Raw genomic sequence first — 23,801 nt, 5'->3', positions numbered from 1 at the left:
TTAGGGAATTAACTAGCAACAATACACCCTAAAAAGGGGACACAATTATGGTTGCAGTATTGTTCTGATTATAAAGCATAAAATGATATATTATTGGAAAAATTGTCGTTTCTTTGATCTGCTACATAACAAAATGACATTTAAACAAAGAAATCACATTTTTGGCGTATATTCTCATTTTAATTAGTAGGTATTAATATGAAATTTATTTTGTTTTTATTATTGATAGGGTCGTTACTCACTATCGATAGCCCATTTATAAACGATATCCGAGCGAAGCTTCTTGGATTTGTGAGTAATATTGCGTCGTCGGAATACGCAGAAAACAGAATTACCGATACCGTAAGTGCCGAAATCGTCAGTCATTTTAATACCCTAAATGACGCCGAGGAAGAGTTTTTGAAACCTTACCTTTTACACCTGAAGGTTTGATGAAGTTTCACCGCAATTATTGTGAACACGATGCTTTTAATACTGAAATTTCAGATCAAAATCGTCGAAAAATTTGCAGCATTGTTGACCGACAATTGGATGCGATTGAAAATGAAGGATTGCGAAATAATTAAAAGTCGTCGTACGGTGCAAATGCCGTTGCGACCATAGTGTAGCCAACTTGTGCTAACTCGCCTTTCCATTCTTTAGTTGATAGTGTGCCAATTAGGTAGATTGGGTCGTATAGCGCTTCAGCAGGCGCCCCTTTTTAAAGGTGACATGGATAATTTGATTTGAGGGCGGCGGCGGAACGTGCGTGCATGCGCCAAAGTAAGGGACGAGTAGAAATTCAGTAACAGATGTTTCATCACCTTCTAATGGCACAACAAATCCAGGGATTTTAACTAATTTGCCGTCTAACTCCTTTACAACAGGGGCGTTAATCGTTTGTGGGCCTGCCATTGCTTGACCAATATGCTCAACGTTTGGTGCTTCGATCTGAAAATCGTTAGGCACCAAATTTTCCCATTCTAGTTCGACTGGTTGCTGTGCAAATAGGTGAGTTGAGATAACAAAACAAATTAGTAAAACGGCATTTTTAATCATACATTACTCAGAATACTGGAACTAAAAGAAGAATAACTGGCTGATTGGGCTTTGCCAAGTTGCTTGTTATCATCGCCATGTAATTTGCGTTTAACGACAATTTAAATTTATGAGGAACATAATGACAATAGAACTAAATTGGCAAACTAAGTCCTTTAGCGAACTGTCGACTGACGAATTGTATGACCTGCTTAAACTCAGAATTGACGTGTTTGTTGTCGAGCAAACCTGTTATTACCCAGATTTAGATGACATTGACCGAATGCCAAACGTTTACCATCATTTTGCTTATGAAAAAGGCGAAATGGTTGGCTATTGCCGACTTATTGGGCCAGACATTGTTTATCCGAAAGAGTCTGCTATCGGGCGGGTTGTCGTCCACCAGAACCATAGAGGAAAAAGCTTAGGTGTTACGTTAATGAAAAGTGCGTTATCCGAAGTGAAACAACGATGGCCACAGTGCACTTGCCATATCTCTGCACAGCAGCACCTGCAGGCTTTTTACCAAAATTTGGGGTTTGTTCAAATCACCGAAATGTACCTGGAAGACGATATCCCGCATATTGGAATGCGACTGACATACTAACAATTCAAATTAAGTTTTCCTTTTTAGTGGCAATAAATGCGTGAGCGCCGATAATTAAACACATTAAAAAGCATAATTCATAGAAAACAGTAATTGGAGTAACTATACTAATTTAGGTATGATCGAAAATTAATCCATTAAATTAAGCTTTTATCTCAGGTTGGGCACGCCAATCACGGGACACCAACATTTTCAGGGACAACTAATATAATGAGTATGATTCGTAACGTCACATCTCTAATCGCACTGACGTTCTCTGTTTCGACGTTTGCATACGAAGAAACAGATGAAATTGAAAAGATTGAAGTAAAAGGTGAGATCCTACCAACAGTTGCATCCGACGCAGCTAATGCGGTTGATATTGTAAATATGCAACAGATAGAGCGTTTAGGCGCAACTCATCTGCAAGATATGTTACAACAAATGGGTAATGTAAATTTCTCTGCGGGTAGCTCTCGTGCCCGCTTTATACAAATTCGTGGTATTGGAGAACGCAGTCAGTTTGTCGACCCGGTCAACCCATCTGTTGGTATTGCAATCGATGGTATTGATTACTCTGGTGTTGGCGGTGCTGCGATGATGTTTGATGTTGAACAAATCGAAGTTTTTAAAGGGCCTCAAGGCACCAGCATTGGCGCCAATGCCATGGCCGGTTTTGTCAACATAAGCAGTGCAGAAACAGGCTTGGCTCACCCAACAAGACTTCGACTTGAAGCGGGTAATTACGGTTACACAAATCTTGGTTTTGCTACTGGCGGCGATATTAACGAAAGCAACGCTTATCGGGTTTCTATCAATAAAGTTGATGGTGATGGTTACATTAATAATACCCACCTAAACCGAGATGACACTAATGGTTTTGATGAGTTAGCAATTAGAGCAAATGTGAAATCGATTATAACGAACGATTGGATCATCGCATCTACGCTTCACAAATTTGATATCGACAACGGTTATGACACTTTTTCATTAGATGACAATCGCAATACCTTGTCGGACCAATCAGGCTTTGACCGCTAAGGACACAACTTCTGTTGGTGTCATTAGTTATTATCGAGGTGCTGAGCAATTTAATAATAAAGTGGCGTTTAGCTCTTCTCATACAACCACGGAATATGGCTATGATGAAGATTGGGCGTATGACGGCATCCACCCAGATGGATACACCAGTACTGATGCGTATTTTCGTGATAAAGCGCAATATCAATTTGACGTTGCTTTCAGCTCAAAAGAAGACGACTTAGTTGTTGGTTTGTTTGGCCGAAGTATTACAGAAGAGCTAACTCGAGATTATGTTTACGCGGCTGGTATATTTGAAAGCGAAAATGAGGTCAATAATTTTGCTATCTATGGTGAAAAACGCTTTGAAGGTTCGGACACTATGGAGATCTCTACTGGATTGCGTTTCGAACGTTATAGCGGTGAGTATGTTGATAATGCAGGCACAGCCCATGATTTTGACGATAACATGTGGGGTGGTCATGTATCAGCGAGTAACAAATACAGTGATAACTTCTTAACCTATATTCGAATTAGTCGTGGTTTTAAATCTGGCGGTGTTAATGGTGAAGCATTAGGGCGCGTGGGTGACTTACAAAATGATTTGGACCGAGCAGAACTGAGTCAATATTCAACGTTTAGACCCGAAGTACTTGAAAATATTGAGATGGGCATAAGAGCAAGCAATAACAAAAATACGTTAACAGCCAGCGCCAATATTTTTTATGCTACTCGTGACAATATCCAAATAAAACAATGGCTCACAAATCAAGCTGACGTGCAAAACAATTCAGCCCAACCTATTTTCATTGGTTATATTTCTAATGCACCGCAAGGCGTTAATTACGGTTTAGAAACCAATGTTAAATACGAACCAAATTCGTTTATGTCTATTACGGCTGGATTGTCGTTATTAGAAACCGAAGTAGACAATATAAATCGTAAGTTCACGGATCCAGAAACATGGGAAGACAAAATCATTGTTATCCAAGATCGCGAACAAGCCCATGCCCCAAGCTATCAATTCCATTTAGGCGGTAACTTTAGAGTTACAGACCGTATTGAAGCAAGTGTTAGCCTTACTGGTAAAGACGAGTTTTACTACTCATTTAGCCATGACCAGAAATCTGAAGCAATGCAATTGGTTAATGCGAGTGTAATTTATATTGGCGACAACATGGACATCACTTTTGGGCTCGAAACCTAACAGACGAAACGTACGGCGTACGTGGTTTCTATTTTGGCAATGACCCAAGAGACGGTTGGGAGAACAAACTTTATGAACAGTTTGGCGAACCATTTGTTTATGGCGTAAAAGTCGACTTCGTTTTCTAAGAAAATGGGATAAAACCCAACAATTTTAGGCAAGAGTTTAGACCCCAAAAGCAGTTTGAAAATTAGATCAAGAGAAGCACGAAATTGAAATTAAGCGTCGAAATAAGTAAGTACCCACTAAGCGAAGTTGATTATATAGCGGCTATCTCTGATTTTATCGCTATAGGCTAAATCAGTACTCAGCAATTAACGTATCTACAAATTGCATGAGTACTCAAATTTTTGGTGACTATGACATAGTTATGAGCGCTTTAAATACCGAACTAAAACGAAGCTTCGAGCAGTTTGGAACAACCGTATTTGTCTGTAAGTTTATTCCAGGTGACTTGTCTAACACAGTTGGTAAGGGCTAATCGGAAAATGATTGATGGGGTTTTAGCTGGATTCGAAGCAATGTCGATATGGGAATACATTGCCGCTATTTTGAGCCTTGTATATGTCATATTAGCCATAAAACAAAATAGTTGGTGTTGGCCAGCGGCTTTTGTTAGTACGGCAATCTACACCCTACTCTTTTGGCATGGTGCCTTGCTAATGGAAAGCCTGCTAAACTTTTATTATATGTTGATGGCGGTTTTTGGTTTTCACCAGTGGCGCACTGTTGATAAATGTGCAGAAGAAAATGCGATTTTTGAAGATATCACCACCGTAAAACCAATTATATCGTGGCGTATGGCATCCCACATAAAATACATTGCTGTTATTTCGTTAATGGTATTGGTGGTTGGATTTATGCTCGACAACTTTACCCATGCAAACATGGCGTACTTAGATACTTTCACTACAGTATTTGCGCTATTTGCTACGTATTTACTAACCCAAAAAGTATTGGAGAATTGGCTCTATTGGGTTGTAATTGATATCGCATCCTTGTTTCTATATGTCACACAGGGCTACTACCCAACCGTCGTCCTATTTATGTTATATACCCTATTTGCCGCCCACGGCTATGTAAGTTGGCGTAAGTTGTATATTAAAGAGCAAGAAACAGACGACAATGAATTATTAGACCATGCGTAATGGCATTGATCTAGTAGACACACCTCAGGTTAGGCATTTACCCCAAGCTTTACTTGACCAAATCGTTCGGTTAGATGCCGTGTTTGTAGGCACCCACAACACCTTAAAATGTTACTTTGATAATGGCCAAGTCTGGTATCTTAAAACTGCACGCACAAAACTAGCATCAGATTCATTGCAATATGAAGCTGATATTACCCAACATTTAAACTCGCAACCACATCAAAATCTAAGCGTTCCAAAGGTCACTTGGCGTGATAATAAGGGGATGTCATTAGCGACAGAAGAAATTGTTGGGGCGTTGATGAGCCGAGAGTTATTATTGACAATGTTACCGTTAGTTGTCGATGCGCTCATAGAAGCCCATACAACAAAGTTAGAGCAGGTAAGTCCTGCAACTTGGACAATCACGCAGTTAAAACAAGAAATAGACTCAGTATTAACGACAAGAAACGACCAATGGCAGTTAAAACAAAAATTTGAAGCCATTAAATGTCTGATGGATAACAATGAAAATATAACTGGGTGTTTCAAAGGGTTAGTTCATGGAGATCTAAATCTAGGCAATATCTTAATGACACCTGATCATACTAAGGTTGGCTTGTTAGATTGGGAATGTGCACAGTACACCGACGTTCGATGGGATCTCGCGAGTATCATTGTCGAATTTGAATTAAACGAACTACAGACTCAAAAGTTGCTGCTAAGTTATGTACAACAATTTAACTTAACGGCAATTTTTAATAAAAGCGGTAGCAATGAATTAGCGCCTAATGAATTTGTGCAAGGTGCACAGCATTGGATTGAGTTTTACCGACTAACTTGCCTTTGCTGGGCGTTAAAACACAACCACCCATTAAGGCTTTATCAATAGTAGTATCTGAAGAGACTAGATGCCGCCGAGTCGCTCAGCAATTTCTTTATATTTTTTAACGTCTTCTTGATTAAACAACGGGTTACCGCCGCCATCTTTTTCAGCTGCATTTAACAAGTGCTCGCGTTCTAATCGTAAAACTCTAACGTCTTTTACGCCAAGAAATTCAGCTACTTGATCTACTGTCATTAACGACATACCCCGTCTCCTACCCTTTTTATCATATGAATGTGGTGAGTTAATTAAAGCTTATTACGCCAAAATATCTAGTTAAATTTGCCAAATTGGCAATAAACGTAAATAGCATGGTTACACCAATGTAAACTAAAATAGGGTGATAAAACAATTGTTTATCTCTGATTTTTTAAATTTAAGATAACCGTATTGTTGTACGCAATAAAAAATTCATCTAATAAAATACCAAATTAACCTCAATATTAGGTTGTCTATATATCGTGCAGCCCATTGCGGCGAGTCAGGTTTGGCTTATTATGATGACCTACAAACTGTTGTAAATTTGAACAGTTAGGGAACGTTTATCGATTTATGTTGGCAATTATCACCCTTATTCCATAAACTACTGCCCAGTTGCTCCCGTAGTGAAGTGGATATCACGCGACCCTCCGGAGGATGCGACGTTTTTAAAACGTAAAAATGAGGGATGCGGCTTTTTCAGCTGTTTCACGCCAAACACAAAGATACTCGACGCAAAGTCGACTGCACAAAAAGTAAGTAAACGCTCCCGTGGTGAAGTGGATATCACGTGGACCTCCGGAGTCTAAGTCACAAGTTCGATTCTTGTCGGGAGCGCCATTCTACAAAATTCCAACCTTTAAAAACCGACGCAAACCTTGTGACCAAAAACCGCTACGATTTCGCTTTGTGACCACTGTGTGACCAAAGTTATTAGCGATCGGGTTTTGGATACTCAAAATTAAATAATATGCAGTGCTAGAATTCAATATAGAGATGGGGGTCAAAATTATTCCTGCCCCTTTCTAAGTTAGAGTAACTACTTTAAATAGAGCCTTGAGAGAACAATAGTTGAGCATGTTGATTCGCCGCTGTTATTTGACTCTTGGAAGCATTCATTAATCGAACACATATATTTCCAAAGTATTAATGCTAATGGAGAAGAAAAATATGCCAATAGTGCGTTTCTGTTTTATCTTGTAATTTTATAAAGAAATCATATGTAGCAACGGTTTTTTTATGCTAAAAAGTGTGTAAAAGAATAGTAAAAAACACTAATAGCGTCGGTACTAAATTGTACCTAGCGGTATGAAAGGCATAGTAAATACATCGAACTATTAGCAAAACGCACACACCTTTAGTAATGGTACATGCAGTTATGCAAAGTTGGGACGCAAAATTTAGATTCAGGGATAAGAGGTCACGAAATGTATCTAAAAAACTCTCGTTAGAAAACTTCCGCTCATTCAAGTCAAACCAAATTTCCTTCCAACAAGAGTTAACCATCTTAGTAGGTGAAAATAATAGTGGAAAAAGTAATGCGATAGATGCGATTAGACTGCTAACGCCTCCATTGTAGTGGCATAGTGATTTTGGCCACCTAATTAGAGGATGTTATGATTGAATCATAACAGTATTAGGTGAAGATAATGGCTAAGAAGTCACGTAAAAATTTCAGCCCAGAATTTAGATTAGAAACGGCACAATTGGTACTCGATCATGGTTATACCCATGAAGAAGCAGCCAAGGCCATGAATGTGGGTTATTCGACGATTGGTAAATGGGTTAAACAGTTAAAAGAAGAACGGCAAGGTAAAGCGCCTAAAGCAGCCCCATGACTCCCGAGCAGCTTAGGATAAGAGAGCTTGAAAAGAAAATCGAACGCATTGAATTAGAAAAGGAAATTCTAAAAAGGCTACGGCTCTGTTGATGTCGGACTCACTGAACAATTCGAATTAATCGAAAAACTCAATCAGAGCCATAAAGCTAAGGTATCCAATTAAATTATTGTGCGACGTTTTCAGCGTTCACCGCAGTAGCTATAAATATTGGTTAAAGCGAGATAACTCGCCATCGCTTGAGTATCAAATGCTGCTTAAAAAGGTCGAGAATGCTCATGAGTTGAGTGGTGGCTCCGCAGGCTCCAGAACAATAAGTGAAATCATTACACAAGATGAAAGTGACGTAACGTTAAGTCGATATCGAGCTACTAACTTAATGAAAAAGCTTAATTTAGTCAGTTGCCAGCTACCTCAACATGCTTATAAGAAAGGCTCAAAGGAGCATGTGGCAATACCTAATTTGCTTGAACGTCAGTTTGATGTAACTGCGCCCAATCAAGTCTGGTGCGGCGATGTGACGTACATATGGACAGGAAATCGTTGGGCCTATTTAGCGGTCGTGATTGATTTGTTCGCTCGAAAACCTGTTGGGTGGGCCATGTCACACTCACCTGATAGCGATTTAACAGTCAAAGCACTAACAATGGCTTACGAGCTACGTGGCAGACCTGAAAACGTGATGTATCACAGTGACCAAGGAAGTCACTACACGAGCCGAAAATTCAGACAGAGGCTGTGGCGTTACCAGATAAAACAAAGCATGAGCTGACGCGGAAATTGCTGGGACAACGCACCGATGGAGCGATTTTTCAGAAGTTTAAAGACAGAATGGATACCGACGGTAGGTTATCGTAGTTTTAATGAAGCTAAGATAGATATCACGAAATATATTATTGGCTATTACAGCCAAGTTAGGCCGCATCAGCATAATGGCGGTTTGGCACCAAATGAGTCAGAGAAAAGATACTGGCTAAACTATAAAACCGTGGCCAATTTAACTTGACCACTACAGTAAGAGTCATTAGCATCAAGGTTGGAGATATGACTCCGCCTTGTTGTGTCCCCTCGTCAGTGCGATAGAACAGCCCTTTATCCATAAAACCAGACTTCAAGGTTTCGGCTTTCATCGGCACCTCCATCCAAAATGATGCATTTGGCAATCTTTTATTCCTTAGCGTATTACTTATGTGGGAAGACGCTCAACTAAACCTAAGCCGATTGTTGGTCTGTCCTGATTTAGCAGAAAAAACCAATAACAGGCAATTTAAAAAGGCCCCTAAAAAATTTAGAGGCCTTTGGCTTGGGAGATGTCCCAATTACACACAACACGGTTAAGTAAATACGGTTAGTCAGGTTGCCTTAAATGGAATATCTGGCATTTATTTTTAAATATTGGTTGTAAGCCGAAGTTTTGTTGCTCGGCCAAGCCACAATTTTCGAGTCCAAGCGCTTGTTTGGTGTAACGGTTGGTCAGCGTTATGCCGCCCCCGGGACTAAAGATATTTTCCACTGAGCAGTTTTATCTTCACAGTTCGTCAGTTCCGCGTTTGCTCCTAGGGTAATATCCCCTCCTCCAACGGCTACACACAAATCAAAGCCTTTGGGTTTAATCGAGATAAAACCCGATTCAATTGGCTTAAACTCCCATCGTTGGGTGTCTTTATGCTGCCATGCCAGCTGGAAAACATTCGCACCGATTTTAGGCTTGCCTTCCACCGTTAGAGATTTACCGCTTTGTTGACTCAAAATGACAACGTCACCGGTCGGTCGTAATTGCCATTCACTGCATGGCGCGTCACTGGCTTGTAATACCGATTGATTGGTCGATGCCGAACACCCAGCGATTGATAACGCTTTACCTGAATAACGATTTGTAAACGTCAGGTTTCCATCTGAGCCGTCGTTCACTTGCCATTGCTGGCAATAGTTGTTGCGCCAAGCGGCTGAACGCACTTTAGCGTTTTCGGCAGTAGAACATCCTGCAACCTCTAAAAATTTACTGTCTTCTTGGTTGGCTAAACGCACATAGTTGTCACTCATGGCATCGATCACCCATCGACCATTTGTGACGCTACATTGATTTTGCACTGCTTTAGGGTTTTGCGGATCGCTACCCGAGTCTAGACACAAATTTGTTGTGGCATTGACAATTTGATAATGCTGCCCCTGAACGCGAGTTATCAGAGGGCCGTATTCGCCAGAAGGTGGCGCCACTTTTACGCCCGGAGTAAGCGGTGTACCAAAATTAGGCGTACCATCTTCATTCCAAGAGAATTTTTGTGCGCGTAAAGAACGTGTCGCGCTGCAACCGTGTTCGACGGAATCGTTACCATGATAAACAAGCCACTCTTCTTTTCCGTCTGGCGAGGTAAAGAAACCATTGTGCCCTGGGCCAAAAACAGTTTCAGTACGCTCAAAAACGGGTTTCTCAAATTTTTTCCAGTGATCAATGTTCATAGGATCATCACCGACAAGTTCAAGTAAACCCAGTTTGTAATCTGGGGTGTTACAGAAGCTAGCGGAATATGTCATAAAAGTGCGACCATTTCGCTGCAAGATCTCCGCGCCTTCAGTGACCTTGCGACCGCTGATCTCCCAATCTAATTCCGGCCTCGTTAATATGGTGTGCTCTACACCTTCTTTTAACGACCAAGGCGTATCCATTTCGGCAATAATGTTCAATTGTTGGTTGCCCTGCCATTGAGAGTAAATCACATACAGTTTGTCATTGTATTCTAAGTAGTTACCGTCAATATTCCAGACATTGGGCATTAACGCGCCTTTATATTCATAAGGCCCCATCGGATCGTCACCCGCACTCTCTAATACATTGAGATGTTGGTGATCTAAAGTTCCGTCCTGCCCTGCCGTATACATCATGTACCAACGGTGACCATTCGGTCCTTTTAATCGGTGAAACTCAAATGCCCAAAAATTTGCGTTACGAATAGGATCCGCAGATGACCAAACATTTATTGGCGTCGCTTCTGCTAAACCGGCCAAAGTTGGGGATTTGCGCATCACCAGTTCGGATGTCCAAGTCGTTGTAGTCAGATAGTAATTTCCGTCCCAATACTCTAACCAAGGATCGGCACCATTGGGGAACAACGGATTGGTGAAAGTGCCGTCATCTTGAGTTGGCTTGGATTCTATTTTGGCTGCGCGATTGTCATCCAAATTAATGCTACAAGAAGCAACCATTATCGCAGTCGTTAACAAAGTCAGCTGTAACGAATTTTTTAAATTTGATACTAAATTCATAATTTATCCTTTCTTCAATCACTTATCCTTTCTTCAATCACTTAACCTTACTGGTTAACCCCAAATTCATACACGATTCGGATTTGATATTGCTCATCAAGGTAACAAAGTGGTACTTGGAAAATTTGGTTGATTTGGCGAGTCTGGGTAATGCTGCGGCTCTAAACAAAAGCCCGTACGAAAACCAAAGGGTTTGCCGTTGCGACTTGTCGTGCCGTCCATAAAATTGCCAGAATAAAACTGTATCGCTGGCTCGTCGGTTAGCACCGTTAAAGTACGACCTGACTGCGGCTCAGATACCTTTGCCGCAACAATGAGTTCATCGTTCACCTCAGGTTTCAGTACATAGTTATGATCGTAGCCTTTTCCATATTCAAGTTGTTGATGTGACGCTTCAATGTCAGCGCCCATCGCTTTTGCGGTATTGAAGTCGAACGGCGTGTCAGCAACGGCCATTAATTCACCAGTTGGTATCAAACCTTCATCAACCGGCGTAATACTTTTGGCAGGGATCATGAGTTCATGGCCTAATATGCTGCCACTTCCTGCTAGGTTAAAGTAAGAATGTTGTGTCATATTAACAATTGTCGCTTTGTCGGTCGTTGCGGAGAAGGACATTTCTAACGAGTTGTTGTTTGTTAATACGTAGGTGACGGTCATTTCCAACTGTCCAGGGTAACCTTGATCACCATCAGGGCTAATTAACGTTAACGTGACGCCTGCACTATTTTCTGTGGTAAACGGGGCTAACTGCCAGTTTTTGCGGTCAAAGCCATTGAGGCCACCGTGTAAATGATTTTCACCATTGTTTTTTGCCAGTTGATATTCGACACCATTGAGTTTAAATCGCCCGTTGGCAATACGGTTACCATACCGTCCGATAATGGCGCCGTAATATGGGTTGCTCGACTCGTATGCTTCAATGTTGTCCATACCTAAAACGATATTCGCATACTCACCATTTTTGTCAGGTGTGAACACGTCGGTGATTATGCCACCGTAACTGATCACTTTGACCGTCACACCGTGCGAATTGGTCATCGTCACTTGCGAAACCGGCGTTCTATCTTCAAGGTAACCGTAATGCGACAAGCTTGCACTTGGGATTTTATTATTCATTTTTACTCCTTCGTTGAGTGCCAGTACACCTAAGGAACTAATACTCAATGATATCCCTAATATTGCCGTTAGAGATTTTTTGATACTGTGTCTAATCCCATTGCTAAAGTTCATGCTTAGGACTCCTGTTGATTTTTATTGTTATAAAATTAGTTGACCATTTTTCACCAAAATGCAGTCCATACCGGCTCGCTGAGCGGCAATAGCACCAATTTTAGTATCTTCAAATACAATGCACTTGGTTGGATTTATCTTCATCTTATCTGCCGCCGAAAGAAATGTTTCCGGATGCGGCTTGCCATTAGTAACATCAGTAGCCGTCACTAATACGTTAATCTTATTAAATAAACCATGGTGTTGTAATAATTCCAGAGCGTGGCTGCGCTCGGCACCGGTGCCGATCCCCATTGGTAACACGCCTAGATATTGCTGAAAGATGTCGTAGGTAACATTTATTAACGATGGCGTGAGGTTCAACTGTTTCCAAAGCAGGTTTTTGGTCTTGGCAACTTCTTCTTCATCACGTGCAAGTTGATATTTTGCGTTTAATAATGTGACCGTTTCAATTGTCGGAACGCCACCCAAACTCCACATATAATCTAAGTCAAAAGGATAACCATAATGTAGACAGGTCAACCGCCACGCTTCGATATGCGATGGCATTGAGTCGACCAATGTTCCGTCCATATCAAAAATTATCCCTTCGTACTTAGATAGGTCCATAACTCCCTCACTCATTCCATTAGCTTGACGATACTAGAGACATTCAAGCCAGTTTTTTTCGAATTAAACGCCTTGTTTTAACGCGTAATAAGCCGAGTTTTGACGTAGTTCATTTTTAAATTGACGGATCTCGGTACCGTCATCGATAACGACCGTTTCAACACCGGCCATATCGGCATAGTCTTCAATCATATCGGTTGTCACTTGTTGGCTGTAGGCTGAATGGTGTGCACCACCAGCAATTATCCATGCGGCGGCCGCGACGTTCAGGTTAGGTTTTGGTTGCCATAACGCCGATGCGACTGGAAGATTTGGCGTGCCTTCAGGTAAATCAACGGTATCAACTTCGTTTACAATGATACGGAATCGATTACCCATATCGATTGGCGACACACAAATCGCCGGCCCCGACATAGCATTAAACAATAGACGCGCGACATCACATTTAACCCCAATGGTATGACGATGAACTTCTAATCGAGGTTTAGCCGCAGAAATTGAAGGGCAAATTTCCAGCATGTGTGCCCCTAATATTTGGTCAACCTTGTCATTGAAGTTGTAGGTGTAATCTTCCATAAAACTTGCACCGCCATCACGACCAGCCCCCATTACTTTTAAAATGCGCACCATTGCCGAAGTCTTCCAATCGCCTTCGCCACCGTAACCAAAGCCTTTCGACATGAGCCTCTGTGTTGCTAGTCCTAGCAACCCGGTTAAACCTGTAAGGTTCTCAAAACAATTGGTAAATGCACCAAAACCGCCGTCAGTTAAAAACTTCTCCATACCTAATTCGAGTTTTGCTTCATTGATTAACATCTGACGTGCATAACTATCTGCAAGGATATCTGCGGATATTTCATAATCATTTTGGTACAGATCAATTTGGGCTTGCGCTTGGCTCTCTGAAATAGAGTTCACTACATCCGCCAAATCGCCGACACCATAGGCATGCACTTGATAACCAAAAGTAATTTGTGCCGCAACTTTATCCCCTTCCGTTACCGCTACATGACGCATATTGTCGCCAAACCGAGCGATTTTAAGAGATTGGCTTTCTGCCCAGCCTAATGCCGCACGGCTCCAATTATCAATTTGCTCGACCACATGCGGTGATTGCCAATGTCCAACCACAACTTTGCGCTCTTTTCTCATACGCGTACCGATGAAGCCAAACTCTCGGTCGCCATGTGCGCTTTGGTGTGTATTCATATAATTCATGTTAATGCTATCCCACGGCAACTCTGCGTGGAATTGAGTATGGAGATGCAACCAAGGTTTTTGCAGTTCGTTTAATCCTGCGATCCACATTTTTGCCGGCGAGAATGTGTGCATCCATAATACTAAGCCGACACAATTTGCGTCGTTATTTGCTTGTTGGCAAACGGTATAAATTTCTTCCGGAGTTTTTACGGTTGGTTTACAGATTAATGTTGCTGGCAGTTTACCGGTTTCATTTAAACCGTTTACAATCGCTGAACTGTTGTCGGCGACTTCGGCTAACACTTTTGGGCCATATAAATGCTGCGACCCGGTAACAAACCAAATTTGTTTTGTAGACATGATTATTTCCTTAATTTCAATTTATTTCGGGGCCAATTAGCTTTGGCCGTAATATGCATTTTTACCGTGCTTACGAAGGTAATGTTTATCTGCAACTTCTTGTTTAAGAAGTTCAGAATGTGGATTTAACGTTCGTGTCAAATAGGCCATACGTGCAATTTCCTCTAACACGACAGCGTGATAAACCGACTGTGCACCGTCTTTGCCCCAAGTAAATGGGGCGTGGCCTGCGACAACAACCATTGGTGTTTCTATGGGGTTACGGTCTTTATAGGTATCCGTAATTTGCACACCGGTTTCTTCTTCATAGTCACGAGTTATCTGTTCATTAGTTAATTCGCCCGTACAAGGGATTTCCCCATGAGCAAAGTCCGCGTGTGTCGTGCCAAAACATGGGATTGCCTGTTTAGCCTGAGCCCATGCAGTTGCGTAAGTTGAATGGGTATGGGTAACCCCGCCGATATTGTCAAAGTGACGATATAAATGAGTATGGGTTTTTGTATCCGACGATGGACGCATCGTTCCTTCAACGACATTGTTTTCCATATCGACCAAAACCATGTCATCGGCTTTCATGTCACTATATGACACTCCGCTTGGCTTAATTGCCATAATTCCGGCATTACGATCGACTTGAGAAACGTTTCCCAAGGTGTAAATCACCAACCCTCGATTAACGAGTTCTAAGTTCGCCTCAAACACTTCGCGTTTTAATTCTTTAAAATTCATTACAAATCTCCTGAAACTACTTTGCCAAGCGCTTGATATTTCGCGTATAACGCGTCGTAAACGGCGATATTGTCTGCGTTAGGCTGATAGGTTTTACATACCGGTGAAGCCATCACTTGTTGTGCAGCTTCTACGGATGGATACTTGCCTGCGGCTACCGATGCCATAATGGCGGCGCCAAGCGCGCAACTTTGATCGCTGTCCAAGACTTCAATTGGACATTTCCAAATATCTGCACAAGTTTGCATTACGTAATCTGACTTTTTGGAGATCCCACCAATAGTAACGATGGAACTAATCGGAATTCCCGACTGTTGAAAACGTTCGGTAATGGCGCGCGCCCCGAATGCGGTTGCTTCTACAATAGCTTTAAATAAATGAGGGGCATCTGCTCCCATTTTTATGCCAGTCAGTGCCATTGATACATTTTGATCCGCATCCGGCGTCCGGCGACCGTTTACCCAATCTAATGAAACAATATCGTTTTCCTTTATAGGGAGTGACTGCGCGGCACGTGATAAATCGATCAGGATTGAGTCTTCAAGTTGTTGAAGCTGCGCCGGTGAGATAATGCCTTCGACATGTCTAGTTGGCCACAACAGCACCTTTTTGAACCAAGCATAAAGGTCGCCAAACGCCGACTGTCCTGCTTCCAGACCAATCATGCCGGGGATCACAGAACCGTTTACCTGACCGCAAATACCCGGTACACATATATCTCCAAGCTCTGTCGGGGTAGCAACGGTAATGTCGCAGGTTGATGTGCCCATGACTTTGGTTAATACGTTTGGACGCACGTTGGCTGCGACTGCGCCCATATGACAATCAAAAGCGCCGTATCCAACCGCAATGCCTGCTGGTAATCCCAGTTTATCCGCCCACTCTTTAGTCAACTGACCTGCACTAATGTCGCTTGTTTGCGTTGCTGGATTTAAGGTATCCACTAAACCATCTAATAGAGGATCTATTGATTTAAAAAGTCATTTGGAGGAAACCCATCCCAGTTTTCGTTCCACATTAACTTGTGTCCAGCGGCGCATCGCCCCATCTGTAGTTGTTTTGGATCCGTTGTTCCGCACATTAACGCGGTCATCCAATCGCAATGTTCTACCCAAGAATACACCGCACGACGAACGCCTTCATCTTGGCGTAAAACATGTAATGCTTTAGCCCAGTACCATTCTGAAGAATAGATGCCGCCCATATAGGATAGGTAATTGATATCTGCAGAATTCGCAGCGTCTGTAATTTCTTGAGCTTCTTTAATGGAAGTATGATCTTTCCACAGCACAAACATTGCGTTGGGATTTTCAGCAAATTCAGACGTAAGCGCCAGCGGCGTACCTTCCTTATTAATTGCGACCGGTGTTGAACCAGTTGTATCGAAACTCATACCTATAACACTGGTTGCAACAGATGGAGACACTTGTGTCCAGAGTTCGTTCACCACCTCAACTAGGCTATCGAGATAATCTTGTGGATGTTGACGGTATTGATCCAATTCAGGCTTACAGAACAAACCTGCTGACCATCTAGGGTACATAACCATACTGCTGGCAACTTCAGCGCCGGTAGTAACATCCACTAATAATGCGCGGACTGAATCTGACCCATAATCTAGGCCAAGAGTATAAGAAGACATAACAACCTTTCTCTTTAAAAATTAACAGGAGTAACAAATTTTGCTATCCAATATTTATTTGTATGATAATATCACTAATAACAAAACACAAATAAATATTATTAAATTATTTTTAAAGAGTAAGAGGAACAATAATGGATCAGTTAACTAGTCTAAAAAATTTACTACTGTAGTAGCAGATACTGGCGACTTTGAAGCGATAGAACGCTTTTCACCACAAGACGCAACGACAAATCCATCGCTGATTTTAAAGGCGATCCAACAACCTAAATTTCAAACTTTATTAGATGACGCAATAACCTGGGCCAAAAGTAATCATCCGGAAAATGTAATTGAAGCTGCGTCAGATAAGCTTTGTGTATTGATAGGCAGTAAATTGTTGGAACAGGTTCCGGGCTTAGTTTCAACTGAAGTCGATGCCCACCTTTCTTTTGATACCATGGGTACCGTAGAAAAAGCCAAACAACTACTAAATTTATATGAAGAGCAAGGAGTTGATCCAAAACGAATTTTGATAAAGGTCGCGGCGACATGGGAAGGTATTCAAGCGGCCCGGATCCTCCAGTCATTAGGGATCAACTGTAATGTGACCTTGTTATTTTCGTTTGCTCAAGCAAAAGCATGTGCCAGAAGCGGATGTGTATCTCATTTCCCCTTTTGTTGGTCGCATCTTAGATTGGTACAAAAAACACAACCTGAACACCATTACGAAGGCGCTGATGATCCTAGCGTAAAATCAGTCACGGAGATCTACAACTACTTTAAGCAACATAATTATCGCACGATAGTGATGGGCGCCAGCTTCAGAAATACTGAAGAAATTCGCCAATTGGCTGGCTGTGATCGGCTAACAATAAGCCCTACTTTGTTGGAAGAATTAGCGAATACTAACGGTGAAATTGAATGTAAATTGCACCCAGCATCAACCTTATCTACGACTTCTGACGTGATGACCGAACAGGATTTCCGTTGGGCAATGAACGAAGATGCGATGGCCCATGACAAGTTAGCCGAAGGCATTCGACAATTTGCAAAAGACCAAAAAACGTTAGAACAAACCATCAAAGAACATCTGTAATTGAACGAGGCTCCTTATTTTAAGGAGTCTTTTTTAATTAAAAGTAGTTTTAAAACCACTCGCTTAATGTGAGTACATAAAAAATATAAAAATAAGAGTGCTTCATATGTTTCGGATCCACATTTTTCTATTAACCTGTGCCACTGCCTTATTGAACTTCAGCGTCACTTCAGCAGAACGCCTCACGCTAAAGAGTCCTGATAATCAAACTGCCATAGAACTATTTTTGTTAGATGGTGAATTAAAATACCAAGTGACCTACCAAAATAGGGTCTTTATTGAACCTTCTTCACTAGGCTTAGAAACTTCCCTAGGAGACTTCACCAGCGCGTTAACTTTACAGTCTCATTCCTATAATGAGATTGCTGAACGATATGAAATGTCTAATGCTAAGCACAGCCAATTTCAATATTTAGCCAACACCCTGTCGGTAACATTGGCGAATAAAAAGAACGACACTTTAGAAGTAGACGTTCAAGTATCAAACAATAACTTAGCATTCCGTTATGGCGTCCGTTCCAATTCTGGCGCTACCCGGATCAAAATTTTTGGCGAATCAACCAGTTTTAATTTGCCAGACGACGCCGCGACTTTTATTACTTCACAAGCCTTACCAGAAACCGGTTGGATGCAAACGAAACCGAGTTATGAAGAACCTTACACAGTATATGGTACTCACTCGATGTCTTCTGCAAATAACGTTGGGTATACGTTGCCGGCTCTGTTTGAGATAAAATCAAAAGGTTGGCTACTGATCTCCGAAACCGACCTTGATAGCCGTTATGTTGGCAGTCGCCTTGGAGAAAGTGGCGCGGACGGCAATTATCCCTTGTTATTTCCACAGGAAGGAGAAAATTCGGGGATAGGTGCGACTTACGCAGCGATGGCGCTACCTGCAAAAACACCGTGGCGAACTATCACGGTTGGAAGCGACCTCTCGCCTATCGTAGAAACATCGATTCCTTATGATTTAGTCACGCCAAGATTTAGTGCCAAAAACCGCTATAAAATGGGTCGAGCGTCATGGAGTTGGATTGTTTGGCAGGATGAGAGCATCTACTACGAGGACCAGATCAAATACATTGACCTAGCTGCCGATTTAAATCTCGAATACGTATTGATAGATAGTTTGTGGGATACCCAAATTGGCCGCAATAAAATAGAGCAACTTGCGAAATATTCGGCAACCAAAAATGTGGAATTGATGTTGTGGTATAACTCAAATGGATGGTGGAATGACGCTCCTCAGACACCTCAGGACATCATGAACAACAGTGCCAAACGTAAAAAGAAATGGCCTGGATGGAGTCTATTGGGATCAAAGGTATTAAGGTCGATTTTTTTGGTGGCGACAAACAGCAAACGATAAAGTTATATGAAGACATATTCACTGACGCCAATGACTTCGGACTCCTAGTTACCGTACATGGTAGTACCATTCCTCGAGGCTGGGAACGCATGTATCCAAACTTTGTCAGTTCTGAAGCCGTAATGGCATCGGAAAACCTAATCTTTTTCCAAGATTCGATGAACAAACACGCGCTAAACTCGACAATTTTGCCATTCACTCGCAATGCTATCGGCGCAATGGATTTTGCTCCGGTCTTTCTTAATACCCGATTAACTAAAAACCAAGATGGCGGAACAATCCGAACCACCACAGATGCCTTTGAATTGGCCACCAGTATTGTATATCAATCTCCAATCCAACATTTTGGCCTTACTCCAAATAACCTCAACGAACAGCCAAAGTATGTGTTGAGATTTTTGAAACAAGTGCCAGCAAACTGGGATGAAACGAAATTAATATCCGGTAAACCGGCCGATCACGTTGCAATTGCTAAGGCGCTTGGATGACAAGTGGTATATCGGGGTGACAAACGGTGAAAAACAACCTAAAACACTGGAAGTGGTTGTTCCAATGTTAGTTGGAAAACAGGTCACAATTATCGAAGATGGAGAACGGTTATCGAGTATTCAACGTCAACTAACTATCCGTGAAACCGGAAAACTCACGCTTAAACTAGCACCTCAAGGTGGGGCCGTTATATATATGGAAGACTAATTCATGACCGTTATTAAAACCATCATGTTATTCGCGATTTCTGCGATTGTCCTCATACTTTAATGCCTTGTCTATCTGTGTCGTTAAAGCAACTCAAGGTTTCGTCTAGTTAAGTCTATTGTCGCCATTAGGCGACAATTGATGACCACAAAATGTTAAGAACCGCAATTTACTATGCTTTAAGCCAGCGATAGTTTCTTCTTTTTTGATATTTAGTTCATGACTATTTGAGTATGGGTTAAATATCAAACAAATTTTGTTGACCTTCTACATCCAAGATCATATTGTAATATAATAACAACTATATCTAAAGGAGCAGATATAACAATAAAAATAGGGAAAACATCAACAGGTAAACCACAATGAAAATACATTTAAAATATGCTCTATCGAGTACATTATTACTTCCTTCACTCACCGCTATCGCATTTGATATCCCAAACGGTATCTATACGATTAAAAACGACCACAGCAATAAATTAGTGGAAGTCGAAGCTGGGCTTCAAGATAGCGGTGCCAACATAATTTCTTGGCCCGAGAACGGTTTTGATAATCAAAAATGGCAGATTGAACACCAAGGCGATGGTTACTACAGTATTCGAGCCATCCATAGCGGCAAAGCGATGGAAGTCTTTAACTGGGATCAAAGTGATGGCGGCAACGTCGTACAGTACGATTATTGGGGCGGAGATCCACAGCTCTGGTCCATTAACAAAGATGGAGCTAGCTACTTCATTATTAATAAGTTTAGCGGTAAAGCGCTCGACTTATTAGCTTGGGATACAAGCGACGGCGCTAATATTGGACAATGGTCATATTGGGGCGGTGCGGCACAAAAGTGGTCATTTGATTCTCAACCTGTCGGCCCTTCTAGCCCTTCTGACATTGATCCAAATCCTACGCCAAATAACGGCGCAGCATATCATTGGTCGCTTACCGGAAATTTGGTTACGCACGATCCAACCTTTATCGAAAAAGACGGCACTTGGTGGCTATATCAAACCGGCCCTAGCATCTATGGCAAATATTCAACGAATGGAGGGACGCATTGGGAACCATTACCCGCAATACTGCCTAACGGATTATCTTGGTGGCAAAACTACGTACCTAACCATGACGGCATCGATGTGTGGGCACCTGAAGTTAGAGAATTTAATGGCAAAGTTTATATGTATTACAGCATTTCAACTTTTGGTTCAAATACGTCGGCGATCGGTTTATTGAGCACCAACGATATAACAGCTGGCAATTGGGTTGACGAAGGCTTAGTTGTGGCTACTAATTCAAACTCAGATCACAATGCCATTGACCCCGACCTTGGTCGTTGATGAACACGGTGATCCTTGGTTAGTGTATGGTTCATATTTTAGCGGAATTAAATTGGTCCGTCTTGATGCCAATACGATGAAACCTACCGGGTTTACACATTCAATTGCCAGTCGTCAAAATGGTGATGGCTAAGGTAATCGAAGCACCTGCAATTGTTTATCGTGATGGTTATTATTATCTATTTGTATCGGTAGGTAGCTGTTGTCGTGGCGTTGATTCTACGTATACCATACGATTTGGCCGAGCGACTCAAATAACGGGGCCTTATTTAGATCAAAATGGCGTTAATATGATGAATGATGGAGGCAGCATTTTAGACGCGGGAAATACAGTGTGGATTGGTCCTAGTGGTCAGGATTTGTTTGGCACCGGCAATATCGTTCGGCATGCCTACGATGCAAATGATAACGGCACTCCCAAGTTACTAATTAGTGATTTGAATTGGCAAAATGGTTGGCCTAAATATTAAATTTTAGCTATCAATAAAAACCAGTCTGCGAGGCTGGTTTTTGTTGCAAAATAAAAGGCCTAGTCGCTAGGCCTATTGTGCAGTGCACCAAAAAATTTCTATATTAATTCAGCAACGCTTTCGCTTTCTTAACCGCATTTTCTACCGTAAAGCCAAAGTGTTGCAGCAAAATTCCGCCTTAGCGCCGATTCACCGAAAGTGGTCATCGCTAAGATATCTCCTTTATCTCCGATGTATTTATACCAGAAATCTGCATGAGCGGTTTCTATTGCCAACCTTGCCGTATTAGAGGGTAACACTTGGCGTTTGTACTCCTCACTTTGTCGGTCAAACGCCGTTGTTGAAGGCATTGAGACCACATTCACTTTAATGCCCTCTTCGCGCAGCTTGCTTGCCGTTTCTACGGCTAATGACACTTCTGAACCAGTGGCAATGATCACTAATTCGGGTTTACTGCCACAATCGGAGATCACGTAACCTCCTTTTTCAATTAAGCCCACTTGTTCAGAGTCCCTTACCATGTGCTGTGTACCCTGACGAGAAAAGATAAGTGCGGTAGGACCCGTATTGTTTTCTAACGCATTTTTCCATGCAACTGCCGTTTCAACTGCATCACATGGTCGCCACGTCGTTAAATTTGGGGTCATTCTTAAATTAGCCAATTGCTCAATGGGTTGGTGAGTGGGACCGTCTTCCCCTTGTCCTATCGAGTCGTGAGTATATACAAAAATACTTTGAGCTTTCATTAATGCAGCCATACGTACCGCATTCCTTGCGTATTCCATAAACATCAGAAACGTTGCACCATAAGGAATGAAGCCACCATGCAATGCTATGCCATTCATAATGGCACTCATGCCAAATTCACGAACTCCATAAAACACATAATTCCCTGCAGCGTCATCCTGAATGCCTTTAGCGTCAGGCCATAAAGTTAAATTTGAGCCCGCAAGGTCAGCTGAACCACCGATGATTTCTGGAAGTTGTTCGGCAAAAAAGTAATGGCATTTTGTGACGCCTTACGAGTCGCGATCTGTGCGCCTTCTTGTTGGCATTGCTGGATATACTCATCAAACGCCGCACCAAATGACTCTGGTAAACGGTTTTCAATTACTCGGCGCGTAAATTCAGCGGCTAACTCTGGATAAGTTGCGGCGTAATCATCGAAGACAGCTTGCCATTGCGATTGTTTTGCAATTCCGGCTTCTTTTGCGTCCCATTGCTGATAAACGTCTTGCGGGATTTCGAACGGTGCAAACGGCCAGTCTAAAGTTTTACGCACTTCAGCAATTTCAGCGTCTCCCAACGGCGCGCCGTGGCAATCATGACTTCCGCCTTTATTTGGCGAGCCAAAGCCGATTGTCGTTTTGCAACAAATCATGGTTGGTTTATTCGAGACTGATCTTGCTTGTTCAATGGCGGCGGTGATCTGCTCAAAATCATGACCGTCTACATCTGTGACCACATGCCAGCCATAAGATTCAAAACGTTTTGCCGTATCATCGGTAAACCAACCTTCGACTTCACCATCGATTGAAATGCCGTTATCGTCCCAAAACGCAATCAGTTTACCCAATCCTAACGTGCCAGCTAACGAACAAGCCTCGTGAGAAATACCCTCCATTAAACATCCATCACCTAAGAAACAATAAGTGTAATGATCAACAATGTTAAATTTAGGCTGGTTAAACTGTGCCGCCAAGGTCTTTTCTGCAATGGCCATGCCTACTGCGTTAGCAATGCCAGCACCCAATGGGCCTGTGGTCGTTTCAACACCCACCGTGTAGCCATACTCTGGATGACCCGGTGTTTTCGAATGTAGCTGTCTGAATTGTTTAAGCTCTTCGATATCTAAATCGTAGCCTGATAAGTGCAAGAGCGCATATTGCAACATAGAACCATGACCATTAGACAATACAAAACGGTCGCGGTTTGCCCACTCTGGGTTAGTTGGATTATGAGACAAGAACTTTTGCCACAAAACGGCTGCTATATCAGCCATGCCCATTGGGGCGCTAGGGTGACCTGAGTTTGCCTTTTGTACGGCGTCAACCGCAAGTAGTCGGATGGCGTTTGCCGATTTTTGCATAGTATTTTGAGTCATCGTTATACCTAACTTATTTATATTATAATATGCTAATAATTATTCTACATAGCGTC

General features: G+C 42.0%; 22 protein-coding genes, 1 tRNA gene and 5 pseudogenes. 17 read left to right on the top strand and 11 right to left on the bottom strand.

What is annotated here, in order from left to right; genetic code table 11:
- Window positions 1-198 precede the first annotated feature (198 nt).
- The gene (locus PN838_RS14460) at window positions 199-432 is read left to right on the top strand and encodes a hypothetical protein (protein WP_272181132.1); all 234 of its coding nucleotides are present in this window, start codon (window positions 199-201) and stop codon (window positions 430-432) included.
- Window positions 433-562: 130 nt separating this feature from the next.
- Here PN838_RS14460 and PN838_RS14455 read toward each other — a convergent pair.
- Window positions 563-1,038: pseudogene (locus tag PN838_RS14455) on the bottom strand (DUF3299 domain-containing protein).
- A 121-nt stretch (window positions 1,039-1,159) separates the two neighbouring features.
- Between PN838_RS14455 and PN838_RS14450 the strand changes: the two are divergent.
- The 6 genes and pseudogenes from PN838_RS14450 to PN838_RS14425 all read left to right on the top strand — a co-directional run bounded on the left by PN838_RS14450 (window position 1,160) and on the right by PN838_RS14425 (window position 5,852).
- On the top strand, window positions 1,160-1,624 hold the full coding sequence (locus PN838_RS14450) for a GNAT family N-acetyltransferase (protein ID WP_215964456.1): 465 nt from the start codon (window positions 1,160-1,162) through the stop codon (window positions 1,622-1,624).
- A gap of 210 nt (window positions 1,625-1,834) precedes the next feature.
- The gene (locus PN838_RS14445) at window positions 1,835-2,644 is read left to right on the top strand and encodes a TonB-dependent receptor plug domain-containing protein (RefSeq protein WP_272181131.1); all 810 of its coding nucleotides are present in this window, start codon (window positions 1,835-1,837) and stop codon (window positions 2,642-2,644) included.
- Entirely contained in the window at window positions 2,598-3,830 is a 1,233-nt protein-coding gene (locus PN838_RS14440; protein WP_272181130.1) for a TonB-dependent receptor domain-containing protein, read from the top strand. Before PN838_RS14445 ends, PN838_RS14440 begins: the two co-directional genes overlap by 47 nt.
- A 212-nt stretch (window positions 3,831-4,042) precedes the next feature.
- Window positions 4,043-4,311 (top strand): annotated as a pseudogene (locus PN838_RS14435) (YkoF family thiamine/hydroxymethylpyrimidine-binding protein).
- A gap of 7 nt (window positions 4,312-4,318) precedes the next feature.
- A complete protein-coding gene (gene pnuC, locus PN838_RS14430; protein WP_272181129.1) occupies window positions 4,319-4,978 on the top strand; it encodes a nicotinamide riboside transporter PnuC in 660 nt (219 codons plus the stop codon).
- Window positions 4,971-5,852, top strand: coding sequence for an aminoglycoside phosphotransferase family protein (locus PN838_RS14425; protein WP_272181128.1), 882 nt, complete (start codon window positions 4,971-4,973; stop codon window positions 5,850-5,852). The genes pnuC and PN838_RS14425 overlap by 8 nt, the downstream gene beginning before the upstream one ends.
- 15 nt (window positions 5,853-5,867) lie before the next feature.
- On the opposite strand, the gene PN838_RS14420 is transcribed toward PN838_RS14425, so the two are convergent.
- Window positions 5,868-6,050, bottom strand: a complete 183-nt coding sequence (locus PN838_RS14420) for a helix-turn-helix domain-containing protein (RefSeq protein ID WP_215964451.1) — start codon at window positions 6,048-6,050, stop codon at window positions 5,868-5,870.
- A 540-nt stretch (window positions 6,051-6,590) separates the two neighbouring features.
- Between PN838_RS14420 and PN838_RS14415 the strand changes: the two genes are divergently transcribed.
- The 3 genes and pseudogenes from PN838_RS14415 (at window position 6,591) to PN838_RS14410 (ending at window position 8,669) form a co-directional block, all read left to right on the top strand.
- Window positions 6,591-6,665: transfer RNA gene (locus PN838_RS14415), tRNA-Arg, on the top strand.
- A 523-nt stretch (window positions 6,666-7,188) separates the two neighbouring features.
- Entirely contained in the window at window positions 7,189-7,404 is a 216-nt protein-coding gene (locus tag PN838_RS27390; protein ID WP_370661039.1) for an AAA family ATPase, read from the top strand.
- 70 nt (window positions 7,405-7,474) lie between these two features.
- Window positions 7,475-8,669: pseudogene (locus PN838_RS14410) on the top strand (IS3 family transposase).
- Here the strand turns inward: PN838_RS14410 and PN838_RS14405 are convergent.
- The 8 genes from PN838_RS14405 to PN838_RS14370 form a co-directional block, all read right to left on the bottom strand.
- On the bottom strand, window positions 8,578-8,826 hold the full coding sequence (locus PN838_RS14405) for a hypothetical protein (RefSeq protein WP_272182717.1): 249 nt from the start codon (window positions 8,824-8,826) through the stop codon (window positions 8,578-8,580). The pseudogene PN838_RS14410 and the gene PN838_RS14405 overlap by 92 nt on opposite strands.
- Window positions 8,827-9,142: 316 nt before the next feature.
- The gene (locus tag PN838_RS14400) at window positions 9,143-10,927 is read right to left on the bottom strand and encodes a family 43 glycosylhydrolase (protein WP_272181127.1); all 1,785 of its coding nucleotides are present in this window, start codon (window positions 10,925-10,927) and stop codon (window positions 9,143-9,145) included.
- A 96-nt stretch (window positions 10,928-11,023) separates the two neighbouring features.
- A complete protein-coding gene (locus PN838_RS14395) occupies window positions 11,024-12,046 on the bottom strand; it encodes an aldose epimerase family protein (RefSeq protein ID WP_272181126.1) in 1,023 nt (340 codons plus the stop codon).
- 141 nt (window positions 12,047-12,187) lie between these two features.
- Window positions 12,188-12,769, bottom strand: coding sequence for an HAD family hydrolase (locus PN838_RS14390; protein ID WP_272181125.1), 582 nt, complete (start codon window positions 12,767-12,769; stop codon window positions 12,188-12,190).
- A gap of 63 nt (window positions 12,770-12,832) precedes the next feature.
- On the bottom strand, window positions 12,833-14,329 hold the full coding sequence (gene araA, locus PN838_RS14385; protein ID WP_272181124.1) for an L-arabinose isomerase: 1,497 nt from the start codon (window positions 14,327-14,329) through the stop codon (window positions 12,833-12,835).
- A gap of 36 nt (window positions 14,330-14,365) precedes the next feature.
- Window positions 14,366-15,058 (bottom strand): L-ribulose-5-phosphate 4-epimerase, encoded by a 693-nt coding sequence (locus PN838_RS14380; protein WP_272181123.1) that lies wholly within the window; start codon window positions 15,056-15,058, stop codon window positions 14,366-14,368.
- Window positions 15,058-16,002, bottom strand: coding sequence for an FGGY-family carbohydrate kinase (locus PN838_RS14375; RefSeq protein WP_272181122.1), 945 nt, complete (start codon window positions 16,000-16,002; stop codon window positions 15,058-15,060). The genes PN838_RS14380 and PN838_RS14375 overlap by 1 nt, the downstream gene beginning before the upstream one ends.
- Window positions 16,003-16,022: 20 nt before the next feature.
- Window positions 16,023-16,700, bottom strand: a complete 678-nt coding sequence (locus tag PN838_RS14370; RefSeq protein ID WP_272181121.1) for a hypothetical protein — start codon at window positions 16,698-16,700, stop codon at window positions 16,023-16,025.
- Window positions 16,701-16,866: 166 nt separating this feature from the next.
- Here PN838_RS14370 and tal point away from each other — a divergent pair.
- From tal to PN838_RS14335, 7 genes and pseudogenes are all read left to right on the top strand, one after another.
- Window positions 16,867-17,778 (top strand): annotated as a pseudogene (gene tal, locus PN838_RS14365) (transaldolase); the annotation flags it as partial.
- A gap of 151 nt (window positions 17,779-17,929) precedes the next feature.
- The gene (locus PN838_RS14360) at window positions 17,930-19,147 is read left to right on the top strand and encodes a glycoside hydrolase family 97 N-terminal domain-containing protein (RefSeq protein WP_272181120.1); all 1,218 of its coding nucleotides are present in this window, start codon (window positions 17,930-17,932) and stop codon (window positions 19,145-19,147) included.
- Window positions 19,081-19,635 carry a glycoside hydrolase family 97 catalytic domain-containing protein gene (locus tag PN838_RS14355; RefSeq protein ID WP_272181119.1) on the top strand — a complete coding sequence of 185 codons (555 nt, stop codon included), beginning with the start codon at window positions 19,081-19,083 and terminating at the stop codon, window positions 19,633-19,635. The genes PN838_RS14360 and PN838_RS14355 overlap by 67 nt, the downstream gene beginning before the upstream one ends.
- A 16-nt stretch (window positions 19,636-19,651) precedes the next feature.
- Complete coding sequence (locus PN838_RS14350) at window positions 19,652-19,843, top strand: hypothetical protein (protein ID WP_272181118.1); 192 nt, start codon at window positions 19,652-19,654, stop codon at window positions 19,841-19,843.
- A 362-nt stretch (window positions 19,844-20,205) separates the two neighbouring features.
- Window positions 20,206-21,171: an RICIN domain-containing protein gene (locus PN838_RS14345; protein WP_272181117.1), complete on the top strand. Its 966-nt coding sequence runs from the start codon at window positions 20,206-20,208 to the stop codon at window positions 21,169-21,171.
- On the top strand, window positions 21,143-21,304 hold the full coding sequence (locus PN838_RS14340) for a hypothetical protein (protein WP_272181116.1): 162 nt from the start codon (window positions 21,143-21,145) through the stop codon (window positions 21,302-21,304). Before PN838_RS14345 ends, PN838_RS14340 begins: the two co-directional genes overlap by 29 nt.
- On the top strand, window positions 21,276-21,641 hold the full coding sequence (locus PN838_RS14335) for a family 43 glycosylhydrolase (RefSeq protein ID WP_272181115.1): 366 nt from the start codon (window positions 21,276-21,278) through the stop codon (window positions 21,639-21,641). The genes PN838_RS14340 and PN838_RS14335 overlap by 29 nt, the downstream gene beginning before the upstream one ends.
- Window positions 21,642-21,744: 103 nt before the next feature.
- Here PN838_RS14335 and tkt read toward each other — a convergent pair.
- Window positions 21,745-23,745: pseudogene (tkt, locus tag PN838_RS14330) on the bottom strand (transketolase).
- Window positions 23,746-23,801 lie beyond the last annotated feature (56 nt).

This window comes from Psychrosphaera algicola (genome assembly GCF_028401425.1).
GTDB lineage: Bacteria > Pseudomonadota > Gammaproteobacteria > Enterobacterales > Alteromonadaceae > Psychrosphaera > Psychrosphaera algicola.
This window is presented reverse-complemented; position numbering and strand designations above follow the sequence as displayed.

Bases quoted from the DNA above. Each gene is read 5' to 3' on its own strand.
- PN838_RS14460 (WP_272181132.1), top strand. From the start codon at position 199: ATGAAATTTATTTTGTTTTTATTATTGATAGGGTCGTTACTCACTATC.
- PN838_RS14450 (WP_215964456.1), top strand. From the start codon at position 1,160: ATGACAATAGAACTAAATTGGCAAACTAAGTCCTTTAGCGAACTGTCG.
- PN838_RS14445 (WP_272181131.1), top strand. From the start codon at position 1,835: ATGAGTATGATTCGTAACGTCACATCTCTAATCGCACTGACGTTCTCT.
- PN838_RS14440 (WP_272181130.1), top strand. From the start codon at position 2,598: ATGACAATCGCAATACCTTGTCGGACCAATCAGGCTTTGACCGCTAAG.
- pnuC (WP_272181129.1), top strand. From the start codon at position 4,319: ATGATTGATGGGGTTTTAGCTGGATTCGAAGCAATGTCGATATGGGAA.
- PN838_RS14425 (WP_272181128.1), top strand. From the start codon at position 4,971: ATGCGTAATGGCATTGATCTAGTAGACACACCTCAGGTTAGGCATTTA.
- PN838_RS14420 (WP_215964451.1), bottom strand. From the start codon at position 6,050: ATGTCGTTAATGACAGTAGATCAAGTAGCTGAATTTCTTGGCGTAAAA.
- PN838_RS27390 (WP_370661039.1), top strand. From the start codon at position 7,189: ATGGTACATGCAGTTATGCAAAGTTGGGACGCAAAATTTAGATTCAGG.
- PN838_RS14400 (WP_272181127.1), bottom strand. From the start codon at position 10,927: ATGAATTTAGTATCAAATTTAAAAAATTCGTTACAGCTGACTTTGTTA.
- PN838_RS14395 (WP_272181126.1), bottom strand. From the start codon at position 12,046: ATGAATAATAAAATCCCAAGTGCAAGCTTGTCGCATTACGGTTACCTT.
- PN838_RS14390 (WP_272181125.1), bottom strand. From the start codon at position 12,769: ATGGACCTATCTAAGTACGAAGGGATAATTTTTGATATGGACGGAACA.
- araA (WP_272181124.1), bottom strand. From the start codon at position 14,329: ATGTCTACAAAACAAATTTGGTTTGTTACCGGGTCGCAGCATTTATAT.
- PN838_RS14380 (WP_272181123.1), bottom strand. From the start codon at position 15,058: ATGAATTTTAAAGAATTAAAACGCGAAGTGTTTGAGGCGAACTTAGAA.
- PN838_RS14370 (WP_272181121.1), bottom strand. From the start codon at position 16,700: ATGTCTTCTTATACTCTTGGCCTAGATTATGGGTCAGATTCAGTCCGC.
- PN838_RS14355 (WP_272181119.1), top strand. From the start codon at position 19,081: ATGGAGTCTATTGGGATCAAAGGTATTAAGGTCGATTTTTTTGGTGGC.
- PN838_RS14345 (WP_272181117.1), top strand. From the start codon at position 20,206: ATGAAAATACATTTAAAATATGCTCTATCGAGTACATTATTACTTCCT.
- PN838_RS14340 (WP_272181116.1), top strand. From the start codon at position 21,143: ATGCCATTGACCCCGACCTTGGTCGTTGATGAACACGGTGATCCTTGG.